The organism is Exiguobacterium sp. s56, assembly GCF_018618255.1.
In the GTDB taxonomy this organism is placed as follows: Bacteria; Bacillota; Bacilli; order Exiguobacteriales; family Exiguobacteriaceae; genus Exiguobacterium; species Exiguobacterium chiriqhucha.
Genome location: NZ_JACSLR010000014.1, coordinates 38528 through 58052, shown reverse-complemented (window position 1 = coordinate 58052; position 19525 = coordinate 38528). Strand labels below are relative to the sequence as shown.

Annotated in this window: 20 protein-coding genes; 4 read left to right on the top strand and 16 right to left on the bottom strand. The window is 47.8% G+C overall.

Features of this window, described 5'->3' with window-relative positions; genetic code table 11:
* Nucleotides 1-137: 137 nt before the first annotated feature.
* The 14 genes from KNP71_RS12725 to KNP71_RS12660 all read right to left on the bottom strand — a co-directional run bounded on the left by KNP71_RS12725 (nucleotide 138) and on the right by KNP71_RS12660 (nucleotide 13010).
* Nucleotides 138-977: a coiled-coil domain-containing protein gene (locus KNP71_RS12725; protein ID WP_131472595.1), complete on the bottom strand. Its 840-nt coding sequence runs from the start codon at nucleotides 975-977 to the stop codon at nucleotides 138-140.
* On the bottom strand, nucleotides 978-1556 hold the full coding sequence (locus tag KNP71_RS12720; RefSeq protein WP_131472597.1) for a hypothetical protein: 579 nt from the start codon (nucleotides 1554-1556) through the stop codon (nucleotides 978-980).
* A gap of 30 nt (nucleotides 1557-1586) precedes the next feature.
* On the bottom strand, nucleotides 1587-2693 hold the full coding sequence (locus KNP71_RS12715) for a lysozyme family protein (RefSeq protein WP_131472599.1): 1107 nt from the start codon (nucleotides 2691-2693) through the stop codon (nucleotides 1587-1589).
* On the bottom strand, nucleotides 2693-4645 hold the full coding sequence (locus KNP71_RS12710) for a VirB4 family type IV secretion system protein (protein WP_207391699.1): 1953 nt from the start codon (nucleotides 4643-4645) through the stop codon (nucleotides 2693-2695). The genes KNP71_RS12715 and KNP71_RS12710 overlap by 1 nt, the downstream gene beginning before the upstream one ends.
* Nucleotides 4646-4662: 17 nt before the next feature.
* Nucleotides 4663-5283, bottom strand: coding sequence for a hypothetical protein (locus KNP71_RS12705; protein WP_024372249.1), 621 nt, complete (start codon nucleotides 5281-5283; stop codon nucleotides 4663-4665).
* A 1-nt stretch (nucleotide 5284) separates the two neighbouring features.
* Nucleotides 5285-5584: a DUF5592 family protein gene (locus KNP71_RS12700; RefSeq protein WP_131472601.1), complete on the bottom strand. Its 300-nt coding sequence runs from the start codon at nucleotides 5582-5584 to the stop codon at nucleotides 5285-5287.
* A 6-nt stretch (nucleotides 5585-5590) separates the two neighbouring features.
* The gene (locus KNP71_RS12695) at nucleotides 5591-7555 is read right to left on the bottom strand and encodes a pLS20_p028 family conjugation system transmembrane protein (protein WP_353049153.1); all 1965 of its coding nucleotides are present in this window, start codon (nucleotides 7553-7555) and stop codon (nucleotides 5591-5593) included.
* Nucleotides 7556-7575: 20 nt separating this feature from the next.
* Entirely contained in the window at nucleotides 7576-7983 is a 408-nt protein-coding gene (locus tag KNP71_RS12690) for a hypothetical protein (protein ID WP_214791253.1), read from the bottom strand.
* Nucleotides 7984-7999: 16 nt separating this feature from the next.
* Complete coding sequence (locus KNP71_RS12685; RefSeq protein ID WP_024127790.1) at nucleotides 8000-8242, bottom strand: hypothetical protein; 243 nt, start codon at nucleotides 8240-8242, stop codon at nucleotides 8000-8002.
* A gap of 16 nt (nucleotides 8243-8258) precedes the next feature.
* Entirely contained in the window at nucleotides 8259-10622 is a 2364-nt protein-coding gene (locus KNP71_RS12680; RefSeq protein ID WP_214830844.1) for a VirD4-like conjugal transfer protein, CD1115 family, read from the bottom strand.
* A gap of 14 nt (nucleotides 10623-10636) precedes the next feature.
* Nucleotides 10637-11737, bottom strand: a complete 1101-nt coding sequence (locus tag KNP71_RS12675; RefSeq protein ID WP_214830843.1) for a hypothetical protein — start codon at nucleotides 11735-11737, stop codon at nucleotides 10637-10639.
* A 66-nt stretch (nucleotides 11738-11803) separates the two neighbouring features.
* On the bottom strand, nucleotides 11804-12028 hold the full coding sequence (locus KNP71_RS12670; RefSeq protein ID WP_214830842.1) for a hypothetical protein: 225 nt from the start codon (nucleotides 12026-12028) through the stop codon (nucleotides 11804-11806).
* 12 nt (nucleotides 12029-12040) lie between these two features.
* Nucleotides 12041-12223 (bottom strand): hypothetical protein, encoded by a 183-nt coding sequence (locus KNP71_RS12665; protein ID WP_051627825.1) that lies wholly within the window; start codon nucleotides 12221-12223, stop codon nucleotides 12041-12043.
* Between the two features lie 298 nt (nucleotides 12224-12521).
* Complete coding sequence (locus KNP71_RS12660; RefSeq protein WP_214830841.1) at nucleotides 12522-13010, bottom strand: helix-turn-helix domain-containing protein; 489 nt, start codon at nucleotides 13008-13010, stop codon at nucleotides 12522-12524.
* Nucleotides 13011-13347: 337 nt separating this feature from the next.
* Between KNP71_RS12660 and KNP71_RS12655 the strand changes: the two genes are divergently transcribed.
* Both KNP71_RS12655 and KNP71_RS12650 read left to right on the top strand, forming a co-directional pair.
* Entirely contained in the window at nucleotides 13348-13569 is a 222-nt protein-coding gene (locus KNP71_RS12655; RefSeq protein WP_214830840.1) for a helix-turn-helix domain-containing protein, read from the top strand.
* Between the two features lie 41 nt (nucleotides 13570-13610).
* A complete protein-coding gene (locus KNP71_RS12650) occupies nucleotides 13611-15308 on the top strand; it encodes an ATP-dependent nuclease (protein ID WP_214830839.1) in 1698 nt (565 codons plus the stop codon).
* Between the two features lie 6 nt (nucleotides 15309-15314).
* Here KNP71_RS12650 and KNP71_RS12645 read toward each other — a convergent pair whose 3' ends face one another.
* Together KNP71_RS12645 and KNP71_RS12640 are read right to left on the bottom strand one after the other, a co-directional pair.
* Nucleotides 15315-15815, bottom strand: a complete 501-nt coding sequence (locus KNP71_RS12645) for a hypothetical protein (protein ID WP_214830838.1) — start codon at nucleotides 15813-15815, stop codon at nucleotides 15315-15317.
* Nucleotides 15816-15818: 3 nt separating this feature from the next.
* Complete coding sequence (locus KNP71_RS12640; protein WP_214830837.1) at nucleotides 15819-16760, bottom strand: DUF6731 family protein; 942 nt, start codon at nucleotides 16758-16760, stop codon at nucleotides 15819-15821.
* A 285-nt stretch (nucleotides 16761-17045) separates the two neighbouring features.
* Here KNP71_RS12640 and KNP71_RS12635 point away from each other — a divergent pair, with 285 nt between their 5' ends.
* The gene (locus KNP71_RS12635) at nucleotides 17046-18071 is read left to right on the top strand and encodes a tyrosine-type recombinase/integrase (protein WP_214830835.1); all 1026 of its coding nucleotides are present in this window, start codon (nucleotides 17046-17048) and stop codon (nucleotides 18069-18071) included.
* 260 nt (nucleotides 18072-18331) lie between these two features.
* Entirely contained in the window at nucleotides 18332-19357 is a 1026-nt protein-coding gene (locus KNP71_RS12630) for a leucine-rich repeat domain-containing protein (protein ID WP_214830834.1), read from the top strand.
* Nucleotides 19358-19525 lie beyond the last annotated feature (168 nt).

Sequence of the window (19525 nt, the reverse complement as noted above, 5' to 3'; positions counted from 1 at the left end):
AAAGAGCATAAGGGGAAACTGCTATCACTTGTCGTGATAGCCCAGGCAGAGCCTGGGGTTTCCGTGATATCACCAAAAGTCCGAAAACGGCACGAAATGTGCCAGCGAAAACAGCGATTTGGCACGAAATGTGCCACTTAAATCGACAGTTCCCGGAGCCGTACGCGTAGTTTTTCATGCTTTTCTTCGAGCGCTTTGACGGACTGTTCGAGCTTTTCGAGTTCAAGTGTGAGCTCGTCACGTTTCCGACCGAGGTCGAAGATTTCTTTCTCCTGTTCGACCTGTTCGTCGAGCGAGAGGTAGGGGAGTTCACCTTCAAGCTCCTCTTGATCACGATCGAGTCGCTTGATCTGTTGATGTTGAGCTTCGACTGACTGCTGCGCTTTTTCTAACTGGCGCTCGGTTTGCGCGAGCTCGTCCTCGACGAATTGTCTCGTGAAAGTTGTCTCGTCAGATGAACTGTGGTTCGCCTGTTCGATGGTCCGATGGTCGGCATAGAGGGACGTCAAAAGACCGTTCTCCCGTTCCTCGGATGTGAGTTTGTCGATTGATTGTGACTCATCCAATCCGTAAATCCGGACAGCGAGCTGGTCGAAGTCGCTCGGAACATCTTTCAATTCGAGCACGTATTGATCGTTCCGGTCATACAGCACCATGACTTCCTTCTCGGAATCCGGACGTGCCTTATAGACATAGCGGAAGAGATGATCGTTCGTGTTACCTGGTGCTTCATCGAGCGAGAGTCGGATGCGTATTGTCTTGGCCTCCGTATCGTAACTGGACGCGTGGAGCGTCACGGTCTCCCCGTTCGAGAGACGGATTGCCTCGTTGATCGGCGTCTCATTGACCGGTGCCTCTTCAGCAAAGAAGAACGACGAAGTACCGAAAAAGAGGAAGCCGATGACAAAGAATACGCCGAGTCCGAGGTAGAACCGAGAGACGTTCTGGGTGAGACGCCGTCGCGTTTGTCGTCGCATCTAGATCCCTCCTTCCGGTGTCAAATCTTCCATTTCGGTGACGACCAAACGTCCGTCGATGGACTCGAACGTCAGGGCCAACAGTTCTTGCGTCGTCTCTTCATAACCCGTCTCGGTGATCAACAGGTCTTGTTCGAATCGCACGAGACAACCTTCTCCAGTGACAGAAGGGAACACCTCGATGTCGCGGACGGTCGTCTCGAACGTGCCGACATCGCTTCCGTCCGCGGCGAAGAGTATGGCCTTGAGTTCTTCCGACATGACCTCTTTTGCCTGTCGCTTCTGGGTCGTGTAACTGTCCTTCGTGATGGTAAAGGCATACTCGACGAAGCGTGTCGCTCGTATCGTCAGCTCCTCCATTCGGGCAGTCTCCGTTGAAGCGAAGACTGGTTCGGTGTCCACCGCCGACACTTCGGAGGTTGTCGATTCAGGGGAAGTGACAATCTCATTTTCTGTCTGACTCGCCTCTGAAGTACTCGTTACAGCTATCACTTGTTGATAGAAAAAGATGTTCGCCGCAATCGAAATCAGGAGCAGCACCCCGAACAGATACGCGAGGTGACGTGCGGTGAAGTTCATCCTTTCTCCTCCTTTCTATACATCCATGACTTACAATCCGAAGACCGGGGCGGGGTCGATATGACCGGACCATTCACCCGTCTTGATCTCGAAATGCAGATGGTTCCCGCTCGAACGGCCGGTCGTGCCGCAGTACCCGAGCGCTTGCCCGGCCTCGATCTGTTGCCCTATCTGGACGCCGAGACGACTCAGGTGCGCGTACGCCGTGATGTAGTTGTCGTGCCGGACCTGGACGAGATTTCCGTACGGTCCACGGTTCCCGCTATAGATGACGGTGCCGCTCTTGACCGCGTGGATCGTGTCGGACGGGGTGCAACTGAAGTCGATGCCGGTATGGTTGTCCCGTTGTCCGAAGACGAAGCGCCATCCGAAACGCGATGTCACGTTGAGCGGGATGGCAAGCGGGGAACGTATCCCCGACAACAGTTCTTTCGTGATGACCCCGTCGGCGACGGCGACCGGCGCGAGGTATTTCAGCACCGCGTCGACGTATTCGATGTCTCCGTAACAGGCGCCGTACTGGACCGCGCTCGGACGATGACAGCGGTAGATGCCGGTGTGTTTCACGCGTTGGTACATCATCTGCGAGAACGAGATGGCGAGCTCTTTCGAGTATCGTCCGCCGTTCTCCTGAACATAATCGATAAAGCCGCCGCCGAAGTTGTAACTCTGTAGCGTGAGCTGCACGTCACGGTTCGCCCGTTCGAATACGGACGCGAAATGCTCGACGCCATAGACGATGCTCTCCTCGGGGGAGGCGATGCACCCGATGCGTCCACATTTCGATTCGCTCGCCTGCATCGGGTCGTTCCCGCGTCCGCCGCTCTCTTGCATCATGAGCGCGAGTACGAGGTTCGTCTGTTCGGCCAGCCCGTGTTTCGTCAGTTCCGATTCGACCAAGCCTCGATATTGAAGCACCTGGTCGCTCACTTGGAGACCGCCGGTCGTGTCGAACGGGACGTCGGTCGGTTGTTCGTTCTGGACACCTGTGAGCGTGTCGAGGATTCCCACAACGAGGATGACCAGGAACAACACGAGTGCCGCGATGCCGAGCAGGATGAGCCGCCACTTGAGCGTCGCGAGCTGCCATTTCGCTGTGACGGCGAAGCGGGCCGTCCGTTTCGCGGCCGCCCACATCAGGCACCCCCACCGAACAAGACGAGTTCTTCGGGTGCGACATCGACGTCAAAGATGAGGTTCTGCACGCCGGAAATGCTCAGGACGACACGCCCCGTCTCGAGCGAGGGGATGATCCGCATCTCGGAGTTCGAGAGTTGGCCATCAAACACCGTCTGGATGATTGGGATGCTCTCCGCGTCCTGTTCGCCGATGATCTTGTATTGCGTCAACTGGAAGAGCGACTTGACGTTCTCCGCGTTCTCGGACTTCGATCCGGCCGGCACGAAGTCGGTGATCAGATGCGACACGAAGAAGATGCCGCCGAAGTACTTGCGCGCCTCGCGCATACAGCGTTGCAGATACAGGATGGCGGGTTGTGAGATGTCGCGCGTGTTGATTAAGTGGTGTGCCTCGTCGATGACGATGAGGTACTTGCATGCTTCTTCCGTCCGGAGCACGCCCTGGTTGTAGGCCTTCAGTTGACTCGAGCCGTTGGCGATCATCCCGTCCCACAGCATATTCATCAAAGAGAACACCTGCGCCTGGAATACCTCGTCGCGCAGGCTCGTCAGGTTTCGGAGCGGGAACGACACGATGAGCTCCTCGTCGAATCGGTCGATGGAGGAGTGGCCGTCGAAGATGTTGCCATAGTTATGGACGAGGTTCGTGACGGCGAGCTCGATGTTCTCGAGACGCCGTACCCGGTTCGGACTGATCGCTTCTTTGATCGAGGTGCGTGTGTCGTCCGTGTAGAGCTCACGCCGCACAAGTTTTAAGAAGTCGGAGAACGTCGGGTACCGCTTCGCCGGATGCGTCGTGATCGGCAGTTCGCCTTGTTCGTCCCAGAGCCCGTGCCGGACGTACAAATCCCGGAGCAGGATCTCGAACTCGTTCGTCTCTTCCTGCGTCGCCGCCGGGTTGATGTAGTGATAGAACACGGCCATCTTCGAGAGATGCTGCATGAACGAGAGTGCCTCGTTGGCGCTGCCGTCGTTGTTCGTCACGGTCTTATAGACATGGAGCGGGTTGATGAGCCCGGCCGACCCGTCGAGCGCAATCTCTTTCCCGCCGAGCTGACGCACGAGGTCGGAGAACTCGCCCGTGACGTCGAGGATGCGGATCTTGTTGCCCTTGATTGCCTGGTCGAGCACGGTTTTCTTAAGAAGTGTCGACTTGCCGGACCCCATCTTGCCGATCATGAGCGCGTTATAGAACTTGCGCTGTTTGTCCTTATGGAACAGGTCAAAGATGACGCTACCGTTCGTGTCGGTCGTCCCGTAATACGTGCCGGTCGCGTCCTGGAGCGACGTGAAGTGGAACGGATAGCCGCCGGCGATGGAGAGGGACGGGATCTCTTTCCCACGGCGCCGGTTCGGGAGCCTTTGTTGCTGATCATAGCTCGTGAACAGGCTCTGCCATTCCCATTCCTGTTCGTTCAGGAAGATTGTCGAGCGGAAGTTCCGGGCCTCGAGTTCTTCCATCACTTCCTGCACTTTTACCTCGAGTGCGTCGAGCGTTTTCGCCTTCACATAGAGGCGCAGATGCAGATATTTCATCGTCTCGCCCTGGGTGATCTGTTCGTAGAGCTCGTTCAGTTCCTTGTACGTCTCCCGGGCGTCGATGCGGTCGATGTTGTCCTTCGCGTTTTCGAAGCGTGTGTTCTGTTCGGCCATCGACTTGTTGATGGTCTGGATGATTTCACGCTTGTCGGCCGTCCCGATGTCGAGTGTCGTCAAAACGCCCGGCATATTCAGGATCGGTTCGAGCCAGTAGTCGTAGACGAGCGACTGATATTTGTAGACATGGAGGCACGACAGATAGCCGTCCCCTAGCCGGACGAAGTTGGCGTCGAACTTAATGCCGCCCTGCGGCTGGACTTTGCCGATAAATTCGGGATTGTAGCCTTTCTCGATTTTTATGGTCTCCGGGTCCTGTTGTTTGGCCATTCGCTCACGCAGGCGCTGCCACATGCGCGTCACTCCTTTCTTCAGGCGTCGAGTTGCGGTTTCGTGTTCGGATTGTTCAGCTGATAGAGCACATGGATCTTCTGATCGAGTGTCAGTTCGCGCATTGGGTTCGAGCGGCGGAGCAGTTTATAGAGATGTGTCTTCCGCTCGCGTAGCGTCCGCTCGTCGTCGGCATAAAAAAAGAGGAGATAATCGCGATTGGTGCGATGCTCCTCGAGGTATTCGAGCTCCTGCTTCTTCTTGAGTAAAAAGGGCAGGTAGGCCGGTGTCTGATTTTGTCGGATCTGTCGTTCGATGCTGATCTTCTGCCGCTCGAGACTGAGCGGTGTGTTCAATGGCACGACCTTGAGTGGATGCGTGTACGCCTGCAGGAGATAGGCGAGGGAGAACACGTCATGGTCTTTTTCCTCCTCATTTAGTGAATAGATATCTTTCGAGGTGAGTTGGACCATGTCGAGATAGGTCCCGTCGCGCATCTCGAACGCCTCGGTCCCAGTGATGTCGACGACCGGCATCAGTTCGGCGACCGTCGATTTGACGACGACCTTGTCTTTGACCTTCCGTTTCTCGACCACGTCCTGTTCATCAAGCCAGGTGCCCGTGCGTCTCGGTTCTTGTAGCGACTCCTCGATGAAAGCCATCTCAGTCACGTCCTTTCGTGTGCGCGTCGAGCGCGAGATAGGTATCTTTCCGTTTGATGAGCGCGTAATAGAGCGCGTGGACCATCCGCTTCTGAGGATTGGTCGCCGGCCGCAGTACCATAAACAGCCCGAAGACGACGAGGAAGACCGTGAACGAGATGTGCAGCACCGACGGGATGAACGGGAGCGTCACGAGTCGGAGCACGATGAGCCCGACGAGGAACAGGAAATCGTGCAAATAGAGCATCTTGTTGATCTTCAGTTCGGTCGTGACCTCGTTCGGGATCCGGTATTTGCGCATGGGTCATCACTCCTTCTTCTTGATGTTGTCAGGTTTAGGCGGCGAAGTCGGATAAATCCGTCGTGACTCTTCATGGTGCTGGCTATGACGGTACGTCTGATTCTCACGCACCTGTTCGATGACCTCGGTCTCGACGTCGAGCACGTCGTCCTGACGGATGGTCCGTCGGGCGCGTCCTTGGCGTTTCTCTGTTGCCGTATCACTCGAGTCCATCGCAGATGACGAAGACGAGGATGAATCGTTTGAATGTGGTGCCTCATGAGGTGACGGTGACGTCGCGTCGTTTCGGCCTACCGATTCATTGTGACGGTGGTCTGGCCCAGATGCGGCATCAATGGACCCGGTAACCGGTTCGATAGTCGACGAAGTAGGGATTGGAGATTGACCAAAACTTAAATGGTCGTGAATCGACTCCGGTCTTTGCGTCTCCGATAATGTTGTTTGATGGTCGGAGCCACGTTCGGTATTTGATTCAGGGTTCGTCGCATGAATCGATTCGGGAGACGTGCGGCCCGACGCTTCGTTCACGTGTGGAGAACCGTTCACTTCACGCTCTGATTTTTGACCGTTATTTTGTTGCACAACGTCCTTCGGAATTGTCGGTTTGTCTTGGTCATGTTGAGTACGACTTGCGGTTTGATTCGTCTGAGCAACATCATCTGGATCGGTTTGTCTCTCGGCGTCCATCCGTTGTGAAGCTTGGGTCGCCACACTAAGCGGCGAATCATTTTGTGGCATGGCATTCGAATCCATTTGAGCCGTCGCAGCCTCATGGAGCGATGGCATCTTCTGTGCTCCTTGTGTGGAACGCGCGACCTTCGAGACCGCGTGGGCACCGGCCGAGGTCACGCCTTTCCCGGCGGCATAGGCGCCGAGGGCGACACCCCAGCCCCGTTTGAGCCCCGCATCGATTCCGAATAGCCGCTCGACCATGTTCGGCCCATCAATCAACGCGACCGAGAAGGCGATGAGGGCGATCAGATAGGCGAACCCGTCCAACGTCTCCGCGAGATAGGCGGTCCCGATCGTGTACAGCTTGATGGAGACGAAAATCAGGATGATCACGAGGAACGTGTTCAAAATGCTCTGGATGACCTTCTTCGTCTTTTGACCACTGTGCAGGTCGGCCGGTGCGACGAGGATCGCCAGGACATAGTTGAAGGCGAGCTCGAACGACAGGCGCGCCAGTTTGTAGGCGATTGAGAACAGCGTGAAGCCCATGATTCCGAGCGTCACGAAGATGGTTAACCAGTTCGGCTGATAGCGGTAGTAATACTGGTTGTTCCACTCGACGCCGCCTTGGTCGAGTTTCGAGGTTCCCATCGTTTCACCATTCCAGGTTAGTTTAGACTGAGAGATTTGTTCGCCAGTACTTCCCAAGCGAAATTCATTACTATCGAATACCTCGTTGATATCGATATTTCGTAAATGACTTTGAGGCAGAGAGTTCAAAGCCTCACCTTCCAACCCGGAAAAATCGTTTCGGTCATATTCAATCAAATCATGAATGTTTTCTCGTAAAATCTGATTTGATATCGATTCACTTGAAGAGTTTTCGCCAGAGTTTTGAGTTGTGAAATCAATCGCGGTATCACTGAATTCACTTACTTGCGTCATCGTTGGAGATAATAGTCCGAGAATGAGCAACGTGATAAACAGATTGATTAAAAATCCTTCTCGATCAAATTTCTTTTGAAAGATGATGAGGTAACCCGTGAATAGGAAGCTAGCAGCTAAAAGAACGTACAAAAAAGGTTGAATCGTAGAAACGAATTCAACCACTTGAGAGTTATTAAAAAATGCTTTCGTTAGTAATATGTTGTCAGTCACTTTTTCAAGTCCATCAATTAATACTGCTAAGCCACGTATTAAAATCCAACCCATTGAGCGGAGGGCATCCAGTACCAATGTACTGAGACTAAGGATATCAGTGAACTCTTGTAGCTTGTTTACGACTTCGTTATCACCCATAGAATCCCTCCATTCAGAGGCTATTTAATGAAAGTAGTGACTTGCTCCTTTAATTCATCTTCTGTAAGGGCAGATACATTTAATTCACGACTGATTTCACCGTCAGTCATCTCGTACAATCTGCCACCTTTAAGTTCAGGATGTTCTTGGGTAGAACGTTCTTCAAGATCTTCCCCATTAGGCTGAAACGGATTGAATAAGAGAACGTCTTTCTTTTTTTTCGTGGCGACTTCTCGCACAGTATCAACGTAAGCCCCTTCATTACCTTGACTATCGCTGTCTACAAGAACGTATGCACTTTCTTGCTCAGTTTTAATATCTGCAATTTCTTCAACAGAAGTCGTAGAAAGATAATTCGAACTTTCGGCACCACACGATGCTAAAAGTAACGAACTTCCGAGTAGGACACCAATCAAGATTTTCCTCATAACGTTTACCCCTCCGTCAGACGATTTTCCCCTTCAGTAGATCCGCAATCTTCAGGTTGACGCGGAAGTCGAACTTATCTATTAGTGTAACAGTTTTTGGGGTGTCTGAGGTGTCGTCCTGATAGACGGTCAGAAAGCCATCGGTCGTTTGGATATTGAGCACGTCGCCCCGTTCGAGGCGGACGCGCTGCGTCTCGATGATCCTCGCGACGACACGCAATTCGTTCTGGATTCGCTTCTCTCTCGCACTCTCGGCCATGGGTTCGGCCTCCTCTCTACGGTGTGCCTTGCTTCAGTTTCTTGAGTCGTTTCGCGATCATCGTGCTCAAAAAGCTCTTCTGGCTGTCGGTGACGTCGTAAACTCCTAGGTTCAGGTTCGTTTCGAACTCGGGGAGGGACATCCCGCCGATGTCATGTCCTTCGAACATCGAGCGGAGGATGCTGTCCTGAAGCACGTCACATACCGTCAAGGACTTTTCTTCCTGATTTGATGGCGTATTCGCTTCCGTCTCGTCTTCTTTCTGCGTAAAGCGGATACGGATCTGTTCGAAGTCGAGACCGGCGTGGCGGCAGGGGATGTCGATGTCATGCAGGGAGCGGTCTGTGTCGAAGTCGTCCGCCAGGTATTCGTAGCGGTACTTCATCGCCGTCTTGCCGGTTAAGAAGATCGGATACGACTGGATACGCCGTTTCTTCGTATCCTGACGCTTGATGACACGGATGATGAGCATCTCGCCCTCTTTGAGTCCCATGACCTCGGTCGCCGTCATGAGCCGGCGGCCGTCCACGTTCTCCGTCTTCGATTTCTTGAGCGAGAACGTCTGCCCGGACCGCGATTTCGTGACGATGGTCGCCTCACCGAGCTTCTTCGAGATCAGTTCGGCGGTCGATTCGTCCGCGGTCAACAGATAGTGCGTGTTCCCACAGTTGCCGTCAATCGTCTTCCAGTCCTCCCCGTATAGGTTCTCGAGTTGGGAATAGGCCTGGATGACAAGGTTGAAGCGCATGTTCCGGCCGAGACAGACGGTGATGATGTTGGCCATGCCTTCGATCGGTGGCATGTTCCCGAACTCGTCGAGAAGGAAGACGACCTGACGCTCGCATTTACCTTGTTTCGTCTGCGAGGCGACCCGAGCGAGCGCCGTGTATACCTGTTTGATGTAGAGCGACGCGATGACGTTGAATGTCGGGTCATAGTCCGGGACGATGAGGAACACCGCCACGGGACGGAGCTGATGCATCACCTCACGGATCTGTATCGTCCCGTCGATTGCGTAATGGAACCGCCCACTCTCCTCGTCATGCGCTTCCAGCTGGATCGTCGCAGTGCTTGAGTCAGTCGAGATCTGAACGACGTCCCCAGATTGGAGCGGCGACGTATGGTAGACGATGAAGCTGCCATCGTCGTCCGTCGTGAGCGCATGGGTCGTCCCATCGGGGAACGTGAACGTGAGTCGTGTCAAAGGCTCGGTCCGTCCACTGATCCAACGGTTGAATCCGATGCGTCGCATGTCGAGTGAGTTCATCGACGTCAGCTTCCCGGTCCCGTTCAACGTGAAGATACCGAGTTTTGCGTTCGTATTGGCCAAAATACTCGCCCGTGTCTGGCCACCCGAGAAGTGGAGCGTCGCGAACTGGAGCCGGGCCGGGTGGTTCTCCGGGAACCGCTGAAAGAACTCATCAAGCGCGGAGATTTCCTGTCCTTGCCGCGTGACCACCGTCCGTGAGCCGAGATCCGAGAGCATGAGCGCGACGTTGTACATGTTGATCTTCTCCGGCGTGTCCTTTGCCTCCTCACAGAGCCCGAGGATGAGCGCCGTACACAGGTCGATCGACGAGTTGGCCCAGAACGGGTCCCGTGCCTTCGGGTCATGGTACAACATGAACGCGACCGAGCGCGCATACTGCTGGGCGAGCGAGTAGTTCTCTTCTAAAAACGCGTCGATTGTCAGCTGCAACAGGTTGTACGACATCGATTGGAGCGGGTTCATCAGATTCAACACCTCGACCTGATACCCGCGTTGCTCGAGCGTTTCCTTCGAGGCGGCGAAGAGCTCGCCTTTCGGGTCGTTGATGATAAGACTGGCCTGATCACTGGCTCGACTGTACAGGTCGATCGTCGAGAACACGAACGTCTCGCCCTTCCCGGATCGGGTCGTCCCGATGACGAGGTTGTTGACGGGCGAGTCATCGATGAACAGCTCGTTCTTGACCCGTCCGACCGGGACACCACCTAATCCTTCATACCGTTTCTTCCGGTCCGGGACGCGGCGGTACTGTTGTTTCAGTTCATCGAACGACGTGAAGCGGGCGCTCCCTTTCTGATTTTTTCGTAGATCACGGAAATTCAGCCATACCTTGCCGAACACGACCAGTCCGATGAACAGACTGCACGCTATCAGCCCGAGTAAGACAGTCGAAGAGGGAAGACTCACCTCCAAGAACAAGGAGGGTGAGAGCGTCGGAATCGCCGCTCCGGCCAAAAGCCCTTCTTTTATAATTGGGGTCATGATTTGTCGAATGATGTTGTAGACCCCGTTCAGCAGATAAAAAATCCCGACCGGCAACACTAACAGGCAGAACAGGACGGGGAAGATCAGACGTATCGGGAATCGTGGTGATAGAGACTGAGTTCTCAATTATTTCACCTACCTTAATCTGAATAAAGAATCGTTTCTAGGTTAACTTCTTCAGCAGCGATAGCGGCTTGAATCTTCTCACGGGCCGAAGTGTCCTTGCTAGAAGTTTTCTTCAGTTTCTCGTTCAGTCCTTCGATCGTGGCCCTAATGTCTTGGTATTTATCCATCTTTACTTGTACGGCAGGGTCGTTCGTCTTGGACGCCCATTCATTCGCGGATTCAATATCTCCTAGATAGAGGTAGGCGGTCACTTTCGCCGAAATGCGGGGCGCGGTCCACTCCACGTCTTTCGTCTTGGCCACAATCTCATGGTTCCGTTCCAGTACGGCAATATCGAACGCGCCCTCATCGGTCGGATGTGACACTTGGAAGTCCCGGAGACGTTCCAATTTTTCCTGGTCGGATAGATCGAGCCCGGCCAGCTTCGTCTCGATCAGGATCGGGTCATCCGTGAGCTCAAGTGCTTTCTGGTCTGCGCCTTCTGCGAGATAGAGGTCGGCCAATAAGGCATCCTCTTCCTCAGACCGGTCTTTTCGCTCGAACAGTTGTATCAGTGAAGATTCTTCGCCTTGGAGCGCCTGATCGTAAGCATCTAGCCACGCCTGTTCGCCCCCGGTCACCTGTTCGGCGTGTGCCTCTTTATCAATGAACCATTGGGTGGCAGTGAACAACGATGTGAAGAGAATTCCAGCCGTGGCCGCCCCGTAGATGAGGCGGCGCTGTAGTCGGGTCAGGCTTGATTGATAGGTCGACGACACGACCAGGTTCGATTTGACGGACGGGCGCTTATAGTCGTCTGGCGTCTCGGACTCGATCTCGTCGAGGAGCCACATCTTCTTAGAATTGTCCTCCTTCTTTATCCGGATCCGTTGTACCCGGTCTTGCACTTGATGATATAGGTTCGGATACGTTCCTTCGGTCCCGAACGTGAAAGTGCCTCGATAGAGCATCTCGTCTTTCTGGTCGAAGAGCCGGAAGTCACCGGAACAGCTCATCCCTTCCTCGCTAAGGGTCTGGTGCAGGTCATGTGTCGCAACGACCGCCTCAGCGAAGGTGAGCCGCTCATAGTTCTGGATCCGTGTATCCGGCACGTCGGTGAATCGTACAAACAGCATCTCGTTCCTCCTCTCGTTTCAAGCAACAAAAAAAGCCTTCCGATTGGAACGCTGAGCGAAGGTGCATTAGAATTTGATGTTCTGATTGACCATCTCGGCGAGCGTGAACGCGCCCATGACGATGATCAGGCCGACGGCGCCCCCGACGAGCCACCCGACGGCCTTCGAGCGGCCGCGATCCCCGCCGAAGATGAAGTAGAAGCCTCCGATCGCGAAGGCGATGGCCGCGGCGATGACGGCGAGCCCCTGGAAGAACTGAAGCAAGCTGAGCCCTGTCTCATTGAGTCCCATGTCGTTCCCTCCTTAGTCCTGGTGCGCCGGCGACTTGAAGCTGAGCTTCGCCTCGAGCGCCTCCATGATGAGTTCCTGATTGTCCTGGATGACCTGTTGGTGTTGCTCGTCGAGCCATTCCTCGTAGTCCTTCCCACGGATGCGTAAGAGTTTCTCGGCGAAGCTTCGGTTCTGTTTCTGTTCCTTTGATGCCACAGTACACACTTCCTTCCCTTGATCTCGTGATGTGCAGCAACACATCATTAAGGACAGTCGGATTCGGTGCGGTGGGTTTCTAGCCGTTCCCCCACGAACTCTGCTCCTCGCTGAGATGAGGAGCTGTACAGGGTTTTTCGATGACCCGGAACGATGTGGTGACCTTGTGGCGAGTTTTAGGCGACTCTCGCCGAACCATCTGTGCGTAGATCCCGCCCACCCGGTCACTGGTGAGGGACACGCCGGTATGTGATTGGAGGAGACCATCCTTAAGGATGTGCTGCTGCGTCGATATCGGTTACTGTCGGACTCTTTTCCGCTTCTTGACATGGATGAGCTCGTCATCCGGATTCTTGCGCTTGGCGAGCACGTGGGCGTCACAGACGACCGTACGGATCCGGTAGTAGAGTTGCGTCAGTTGGACCGCCTCGCCGCTCCCTTTCTCGATACCGATGAAGCCATGCAGCTCATACGTCTTCCCGTCGAACGTGCGGACCGAATCGGCCTGTGGCAACTCCTTCAGGTCGAACCGACGTCGCTCGAGCTTGGTGACGGAACGCGTCGCCCCGTAGCCGAAATCGATGGCATCCCATGGGACCGTCGCAAGCGTGTGCCCGAACGCGCGGGCCAGGTGATCAATGTCCGCAATCGACGGCACCGAACGGTTCTGTTCATACTGGCTGATGGCAGGCTGTGAAATCTCTCCAAATGTCTTCTCGGATAGTTCGACCTGTGACCAACCCGAGAGCCGACGGTTCTCCTTCAACCACTCCCCGAATCGATACATAAGCCTTCCCCTTTCTGTAAACCAGAGCGGCGACCAAACAGATGTTTCCTTTTCTTGGTTCCAATATAACAGGGTTAGGAATAAAAATCATCAGTTTTCTGATATGTCAGAAATTTTACAGTTGACGATTCTTGTCGAATCCGCTCTATACAAGGGATAAAGAGCAACAGTAACTCAATATTTTTGATTTTGTCGCACAATTGTAAAAAAATAACGCTTTGATGATAGAAAATAATGACAAGTATTTTGATTTCAAGAGATTGTGGTAGGGTAGAGGAATAGAAGGTTTCGTAAAGAATAAGGAGATAAGAGAGTACTTAAATCGTGAGGTGAGCAAGTGGAATTGAACGAGGCAATCATCGAGCGGATGAAGGAGCTCGCAGCGGAACATAATATGACCATCCATCAAGTCATTCAAAAAGGTGGGTTGAATCAGGCGACGATTTCCGAATTGATGAATGGACGAACAAAGCATCCTAAAATAAGTACGATTCAAAAATTTTGTGATGGATTGGGCATTACTTTGCATGATTTTTTTAATGATAGTACTTTTTTATAGGCTAAAAAATTCAATACGCTCAAAAATAAAGGAGTAGAACTATGCATCAAATACGTTCAGTTTATATAAAAAACTACAAGAACTTTAAAGACACTTTAGTTGGAATTGATCAAATATCGTTAATAAATTTAATAATAGGAAGAAATAATACTGGGAAGTCTAGTTTGTTAGACGTATTTGATTATCTAACCGATATTGAACTATTTAAAAGGCATAACCAATTATTTGACGAAATTGTGATTGGATATGAACTTGATAAAGAAATAATAGAACGGGTGTTTCATAAAAATACAAGTGATGGAAAAATAGGTAACCATTATGCATTCGGTGTAAAACTCATTGGAAAAATTTTTTATGTGGAAATAAGGATAGAGAAACAATCATTTGGGGGGAATTCTAAGTACATTGGGGTTGCGTCAAAATCAATAAACAAAGATTTTAGAGAAGATTTATCGACTTACTGGGATAAGCTTGCAAATGCAATTGGAAATCCTTTTACTAGAGTCAGTTTTTTTAGATTAGCAGCTGATCGAAATATTGTTCCAGAGAAAGAAAATAGCGAATTGAATTTAGATAGTGATGGAACTGGAGCCACTAACTTAGTACATAAATATATTAACTGGAGTACTTTAGATAGTAAGATGATCGAGAAAAAATTACTAGAAACCCTGAATCAAATCATTCATCCTGATGCTCATTTTACAGATATTGTGGTCCAACAAATTGATAAGAATAATGAGATTTATTGGGAGATTTTTTTAGAAGAAGAAACAAAAGGTAGAGTATCACTTTCTAATTCAGGGAGCGGACTTAAGACTATTATTCTCGTGCTATTGAACCTATTTGTGGTCTTAGATGTTAAAAAGTTAACTCCATCTCACGCTATTTTTGCATTAGAGGAGCTTGAAAACAATCTCCATCCTTCTCTACAAAGGAATTTATTCACTTTTATAAAAAGTTGGGCAGTGCAAAATGACTCAATTATATATCTAACTACACATTCTAATATTCCGATTAACTTGTTTAGTTCGGATTTAAACTCTCAAATCCTTCACCTTAGAAAGAGTGATAACTTATTAAGTATAAATACTCTTAAAGGATATAAAGATAGCATGCAATTATTGGATGATCTCGAGGTGCGTGCAAGTGATATCTTCCAAACCAACGGAGTCATTTGGGTTGAAGGGCCTTCAGACAGAATATATATAAATAAATGGATCAAAGTATTTTCAAACGAATCATTAATAGAGGGTATTCATTATCAAATTATTTTTTATGGAGGAAGATTACTCTCTCATTTTCAACTTCATGAACAAGTTGAGGAATCTTCGTTAATTAATTTACTTTTAACAAATAGAAATTCAGCTATAGTGATTGATAGCGACAAAAGATATAGAAATCAACCAATCAATGACACAAAAAAGAGAATTCAAGAAGAGTTTCAAAAGCACGATTCTTTTTGTTGGATTACTAAGGGCAAAGAAATCGAAAATTATATTCCATTGTCTGCACTGTCAAATAGATATGATATTAAACATTTGACTTCTCTCGACCATTTTCAATTGTTTGATGAATTACTAGACTCAATAAAGCCTGGTGAGGGCAAAAAGTTTCTTCGTAATAAAATTAAATTCGCGCAAGAAATCTCAGACACTTTCTATCTACAGGATTTAGAAAGTACATTAGATTTAAAAGACAAAATGAATCTTCTTATTGAAGAAATCAAATCATGGAATTGAAGTAATTCAAATAATGTCATCATCTTGCCTTTCATTTTTTGAATCTTCATTTAATTGAAACAGGAGTTTCATAATAATACTCAAAAACAATATTAAGTGAATAGTAAAAACGGCTGTAAGGAAAATCCAAGAGTAAAAGAATACATGCACTAAAACACTTGAAAAATACCTTGCGACATACATTATTATTGAATTAAATACAAGTAATCCTCCTATTATAAAAGAAGATAAAAAATATGTTCTTAGCTCTTCTTTTTCCTTACCATTCAATATACGATTCATAATTTGACTGTCTCTTGAACTCAATAAAATTGTTAAAATAGCCACTAAAAAACCTATTATTATAGACGTGAATGTAATAACCCCATCAATTACTTTTTCATACCCCTCTAAAGTAAAGTTTAATTTAATTTGGAGGGGCTCAATATAATCTATTAAGAAATTATAAAGAATTAATGTTCCAGTAATTAAAATAGCTAAAATAACTGGAAGTTTTAAGTTTTTCAAGGTTTACCCTCCTTTTGTAAGGTACCTTTGAATATCAAATTTCCGCTTTTTATTTTCTGTACCTGTATGAAAAATATCAATCATAAGATCCCATACTACTTTGTGATTCAATTGAGCCCGAGCCTCTTCGATTTTTTCACTTACCTGAACTTGAGAAAAGTCAGTTGCTTTATCAGTCAACAAATCTATAACTTCTGGTTTACTAGTATCACCTATAGTCAAACGCGCTTTTTGAATCAATTCAGGGTTTTCAAGAATTTCATCCATTAATTCTTGTACTGGCTCTCTTTTTATTTTTTGATTTTTAAATCTACCATTTACTAAAATGATATCAACATACGGTGCCTCATATACAGACCATCCACTAACGAGACCTTTTAAACCCTTATCTTTCTCAACTATTTTTTTAATATCTTTATCAGCAATTCTAACGTGTATTTTTTTTATTATTCCACTTTTTTTGACCCGAGATTTTGCATCATCAGTGCATATTGGTTCAAGAAAAATTTCATAATTTGTTTTACCAGTAACTTCTTGAAACATAATATTTAAATATTCTTGAATACCCGTTGGGCTTAAACTATCTCTATTACGTTGAAGCATTAATACATGCATATCGGGATCATATAAAGCACAAACTTCCTCACCAATATAATCATCATCCTCTAAATCAAAGTCTTCTAACGGGCTATCTAATTTTCCTTTTTTAGTAAAGTGTGACTTTTTCAAGCGAGAAAAGAGTAATAAATGATAATTATTCGCTTCATTATGGTCATCTAATCTTGAACTTTCTAGACGTACCTTTTTAGCTCTTTCCCCTAAAGGCAATTCTTTAACTTTAGAAATTAATTTATCAAGTTTAAATAAACCTCTCTTGTGATCAATTTTGTCAATGTCAGTATAAACCACTCGATAATATTCGTATCTTACATACTTCTTTTTCATACAATTAACAAATCCCCCAACTATTTTTCTTCATTTTACCAAACTCAGAAAAATAACACGATCTTTTATAACATCAATCTTCACTTGTGATAATATAAGATTATCACAAGTTAATGTTTTAATAATTATCTATAAAACAAAATGTAATACATTTATTACACGCGATATTAAATCCGTTTGTATTGTATTTAATATTTAATTACGTATGTAATACGTTAAATCACACCATTATGAATAGCGAATGACGAGTAAAACGGTGAATTCGAATCGAAAAGAGGGAGAAGCATGAAAATCGAGAAGACACGCCAGGAATTCGAACTGGCTTTGAGAGAGTTGACCGGGGCGAACCCGAAACTGGCCGAGGCGTTGAAAGGTGACCACATCACTCTCGAGACGTTAAACGACCTGGAGATCATCGAGCTGTTCTGGGCGACGGAACTGTTCCCAATCTATGCGGAGAAGAGCCCTCACACACGCCGCGCCTACAAGCAGGACCTCGAATTCGTACTTGGTTTCGTGATGACGAATACCGACGGCCTGAAGCGTCTGACCGTGCTCGACGTACATCGCTATCTGTTCGAGGTGAACGCACGGTACGCCCCACGGAGCGCCAAGCGGAAGAACAACATGCTGAAGAGACTCCTGACATACCTACATGTCAACCATTACCATCTAAACAACCTGGCCTTCCACGTGAAGAACCAGAAGCGTCCCGAGCCGCTCCGTCGCGAGGTCGACTTCGACGAGGTCGAGCGCATCGCCGAATCGTTCCGTCATACCGTCAAAAGGGCACAGAAAAAGGAGCTCATGGAGCTCCGAAACGAGACGATTGGCTATCTGTTGCTGACGACGGGAATGCGGGCGGCCGAACTTCTGTCAATTAAATTCACTGATGTGAAACGGAATCAACATACATTCTATCTCGAGGCAAAAGGAAAACGAGACAAATGGCGACGGATCCCGCTCACCGAGAAGGCGAGCTACCTTGTCAATCGACTGCAGACGCTCATGATGATCGAGGAGGTCACCTCTCCCTATATAGCTTTCAGTACCAAAAAGCTGCATAAAGCGATGACGTACGAGGCCCTCCGCCTGATGACGCACAATGCGGTCGAGCACGCAGAGACCGAAGAAAAGGCCCCGCCTCATTGGTTCCGTCGCGCTTACATCACTAAGCTGCTAGCCAATGGCAGTCCGCTGATTGGGGTCATGCAATTAGTGGGCCACGAATCTATTAGTACAACAAATGAATATCTGCAATCTCTTAATCAATCATCAAACGTTTCAAATACCGACTTGCCATTTGAATAAACAGTTTGTTGCCACGAAGAACTTTATTACAAAAAGCTTATTTGAAGCGAGGCCTACCTTGACTAAATTTAGTAAACAAACATGGAAATAAAATACTGTCAATCTAAAAATTCAAAGCGCTTATATATCATGTGTTTATACGATAAAAATAAAAACAGGATTTATATACTGATTTTTATTTTGATTTTTCTGGGAGGAATATTTATTGCAATTGTTGAAAATTTTAAATATATAAATTTAATATTAAAGGAGGATATATAGTGCTGTTTTCAGAAAAAAAGTTGATTGACTTTACAAAAGTCAGCGATTCTCCAATTGATGATTTTGTAATTGAAAATGGATATGTAAGCTATAAAGGGATTCAAGAAGTTGTAAAGATTCCTGGTTTTATAAATGGACAGGTCGTGAAAGGAATAAGTCGCGGTGCATTTGAAGAATCAGATGTATTAGCCGTTTCATTTCCTGATTCCGTAATAGAATTATGCGATTCTGCCTTTTATTCATGCATTGATCTTGAGCAAATAGATTTCAACGAAGGATTAATAAAAGTAGGTAAGCACTGTTTTCAATCGTGTGAATCTCTTAATTCTGTTAGCTTTCCAAAAAGTCTAAAAATCATTGAAAGTTATGCGTTCGATGAATGCGTTCAATTGAAAGAAATACTTTTTAACGGAAATATTGAACATATTGGTGCGTATGCATTTTCTGAGACAAGAGTTGTGTCCGTGAGCTTACCCGAGGGCCTAACTTTTTTAGGGAATTGCCTGTTTTCGAATTGCGACTCACTTATATATGTGGATCTACCTTCCACTCTCCAACATATAGGTGCGCATTCTTTCTCGTACTGTCAAAAATTAAGATATATACTGATTCCTGAAAATGTTGAAAGTATTGGCCCTAATGCATTTGAAGAATGCAGTAATATAGAAGTTGTGATTTTGCCAAAAAAACTTCCAAGATTCACAGAAAACTCATTCTCTGGAATGCCTTATGTAGACAATCTAGTTTCAATTCACTCTAAGAAAAGAAACGTTATCGTCGAATCGAATCAACAATATTTCAATGATGCGACAAATAATATTTTGACTATATTGAGCCAGCTTAATCTGACAGCCGAAACCTCAAAATCAACCTCTATAAAGAACGACGTAGTACATAAATATCCATTGAAGGATGTCGTGCCTGCCATGAAATATATTCGGCTCAAGGAACAGGAGTTTAATGAGTTTTACTTTAACTTTCGTAAAGATACTTGTTCCGAGCTTGGAATTCCAATGAATCAATAATTTCGTTCTTAATATTGAAAATGTGATGGAAAGAAGAAAAGGCGAATGACCCACTCTATGTAGGGTCATTCGCCTTTTTCTGTTTAATTTTCGGGCCGAACAATAAACTTTTAACGAACACTATAACTCAAGTCCGTTTTACGTTGAACTATTTCATTAGTATAATTC

Bases quoted from the DNA above. Each gene is read 5' to 3' on its own strand.
- KNP71_RS12725 (WP_131472595.1), bottom strand. From the start codon at position 977: ATGCGACGACAAACGCGACGGCGTCTCACCCAGAACGTCTCTCGGTTC.
- KNP71_RS12720 (WP_131472597.1), bottom strand. From the start codon at position 1,556: ATGAACTTCACCGCACGTCACCTCGCGTATCTGTTCGGGGTGCTGCTC.
- KNP71_RS12715 (WP_131472599.1), bottom strand. From the start codon at position 2,693: ATGTGGGCGGCCGCGAAACGGACGGCCCGCTTCGCCGTCACAGCGAAA.
- KNP71_RS12710 (WP_207391699.1), bottom strand. From the start codon at position 4,645: ATGTGGCAGCGCCTGCGTGAGCGAATGGCCAAACAACAGGACCCGGAG.
- KNP71_RS12705 (WP_024372249.1), bottom strand. From the start codon at position 5,283: ATGGCTTTCATCGAGGAGTCGCTACAAGAACCGAGACGCACGGGCACC.
- KNP71_RS12700 (WP_131472601.1), bottom strand. From the start codon at position 5,584: ATGCGCAAATACCGGATCCCGAACGAGGTCACGACCGAACTGAAGATC.
- KNP71_RS12695 (WP_353049153.1), bottom strand. From the start codon at position 7,555: ATGGGTGATAACGAAGTCGTAAACAAGCTACAAGAGTTCACTGATATC.
- KNP71_RS12690 (WP_214791253.1), bottom strand. From the start codon at position 7,983: ATGAGGAAAATCTTGATTGGTGTCCTACTCGGAAGTTCGTTACTTTTA.
- KNP71_RS12685 (WP_024127790.1), bottom strand. From the start codon at position 8,242: ATGGCCGAGAGTGCGAGAGAGAAGCGAATCCAGAACGAATTGCGTGTC.
- KNP71_RS12675 (WP_214830843.1), bottom strand. From the start codon at position 11,737: ATGCTGTTTGTACGATTCACCGACGTGCCGGATACACGGATCCAGAAC.
- KNP71_RS12670 (WP_214830842.1), bottom strand. From the start codon at position 12,028: ATGGGACTCAATGAGACAGGGCTCAGCTTGCTTCAGTTCTTCCAGGGG.
- KNP71_RS12660 (WP_214830841.1), bottom strand. From the start codon at position 13,010: ATGTATCGATTCGGGGAGTGGTTGAAGGAGAACCGTCGGCTCTCGGGT.
- KNP71_RS12650 (WP_214830839.1), top strand. From the start codon at position 13,611: ATGCATCAAATACGTTCAGTTTATATAAAAAACTACAAGAACTTTAAA.
- KNP71_RS12640 (WP_214830837.1), bottom strand. From the start codon at position 16,760: ATGAAAAAGAAGTATGTAAGATACGAATATTATCGAGTGGTTTATACT.
- KNP71_RS12635 (WP_214830835.1), top strand. From the start codon at position 17,046: ATGAAAATCGAGAAGACACGCCAGGAATTCGAACTGGCTTTGAGAGAG.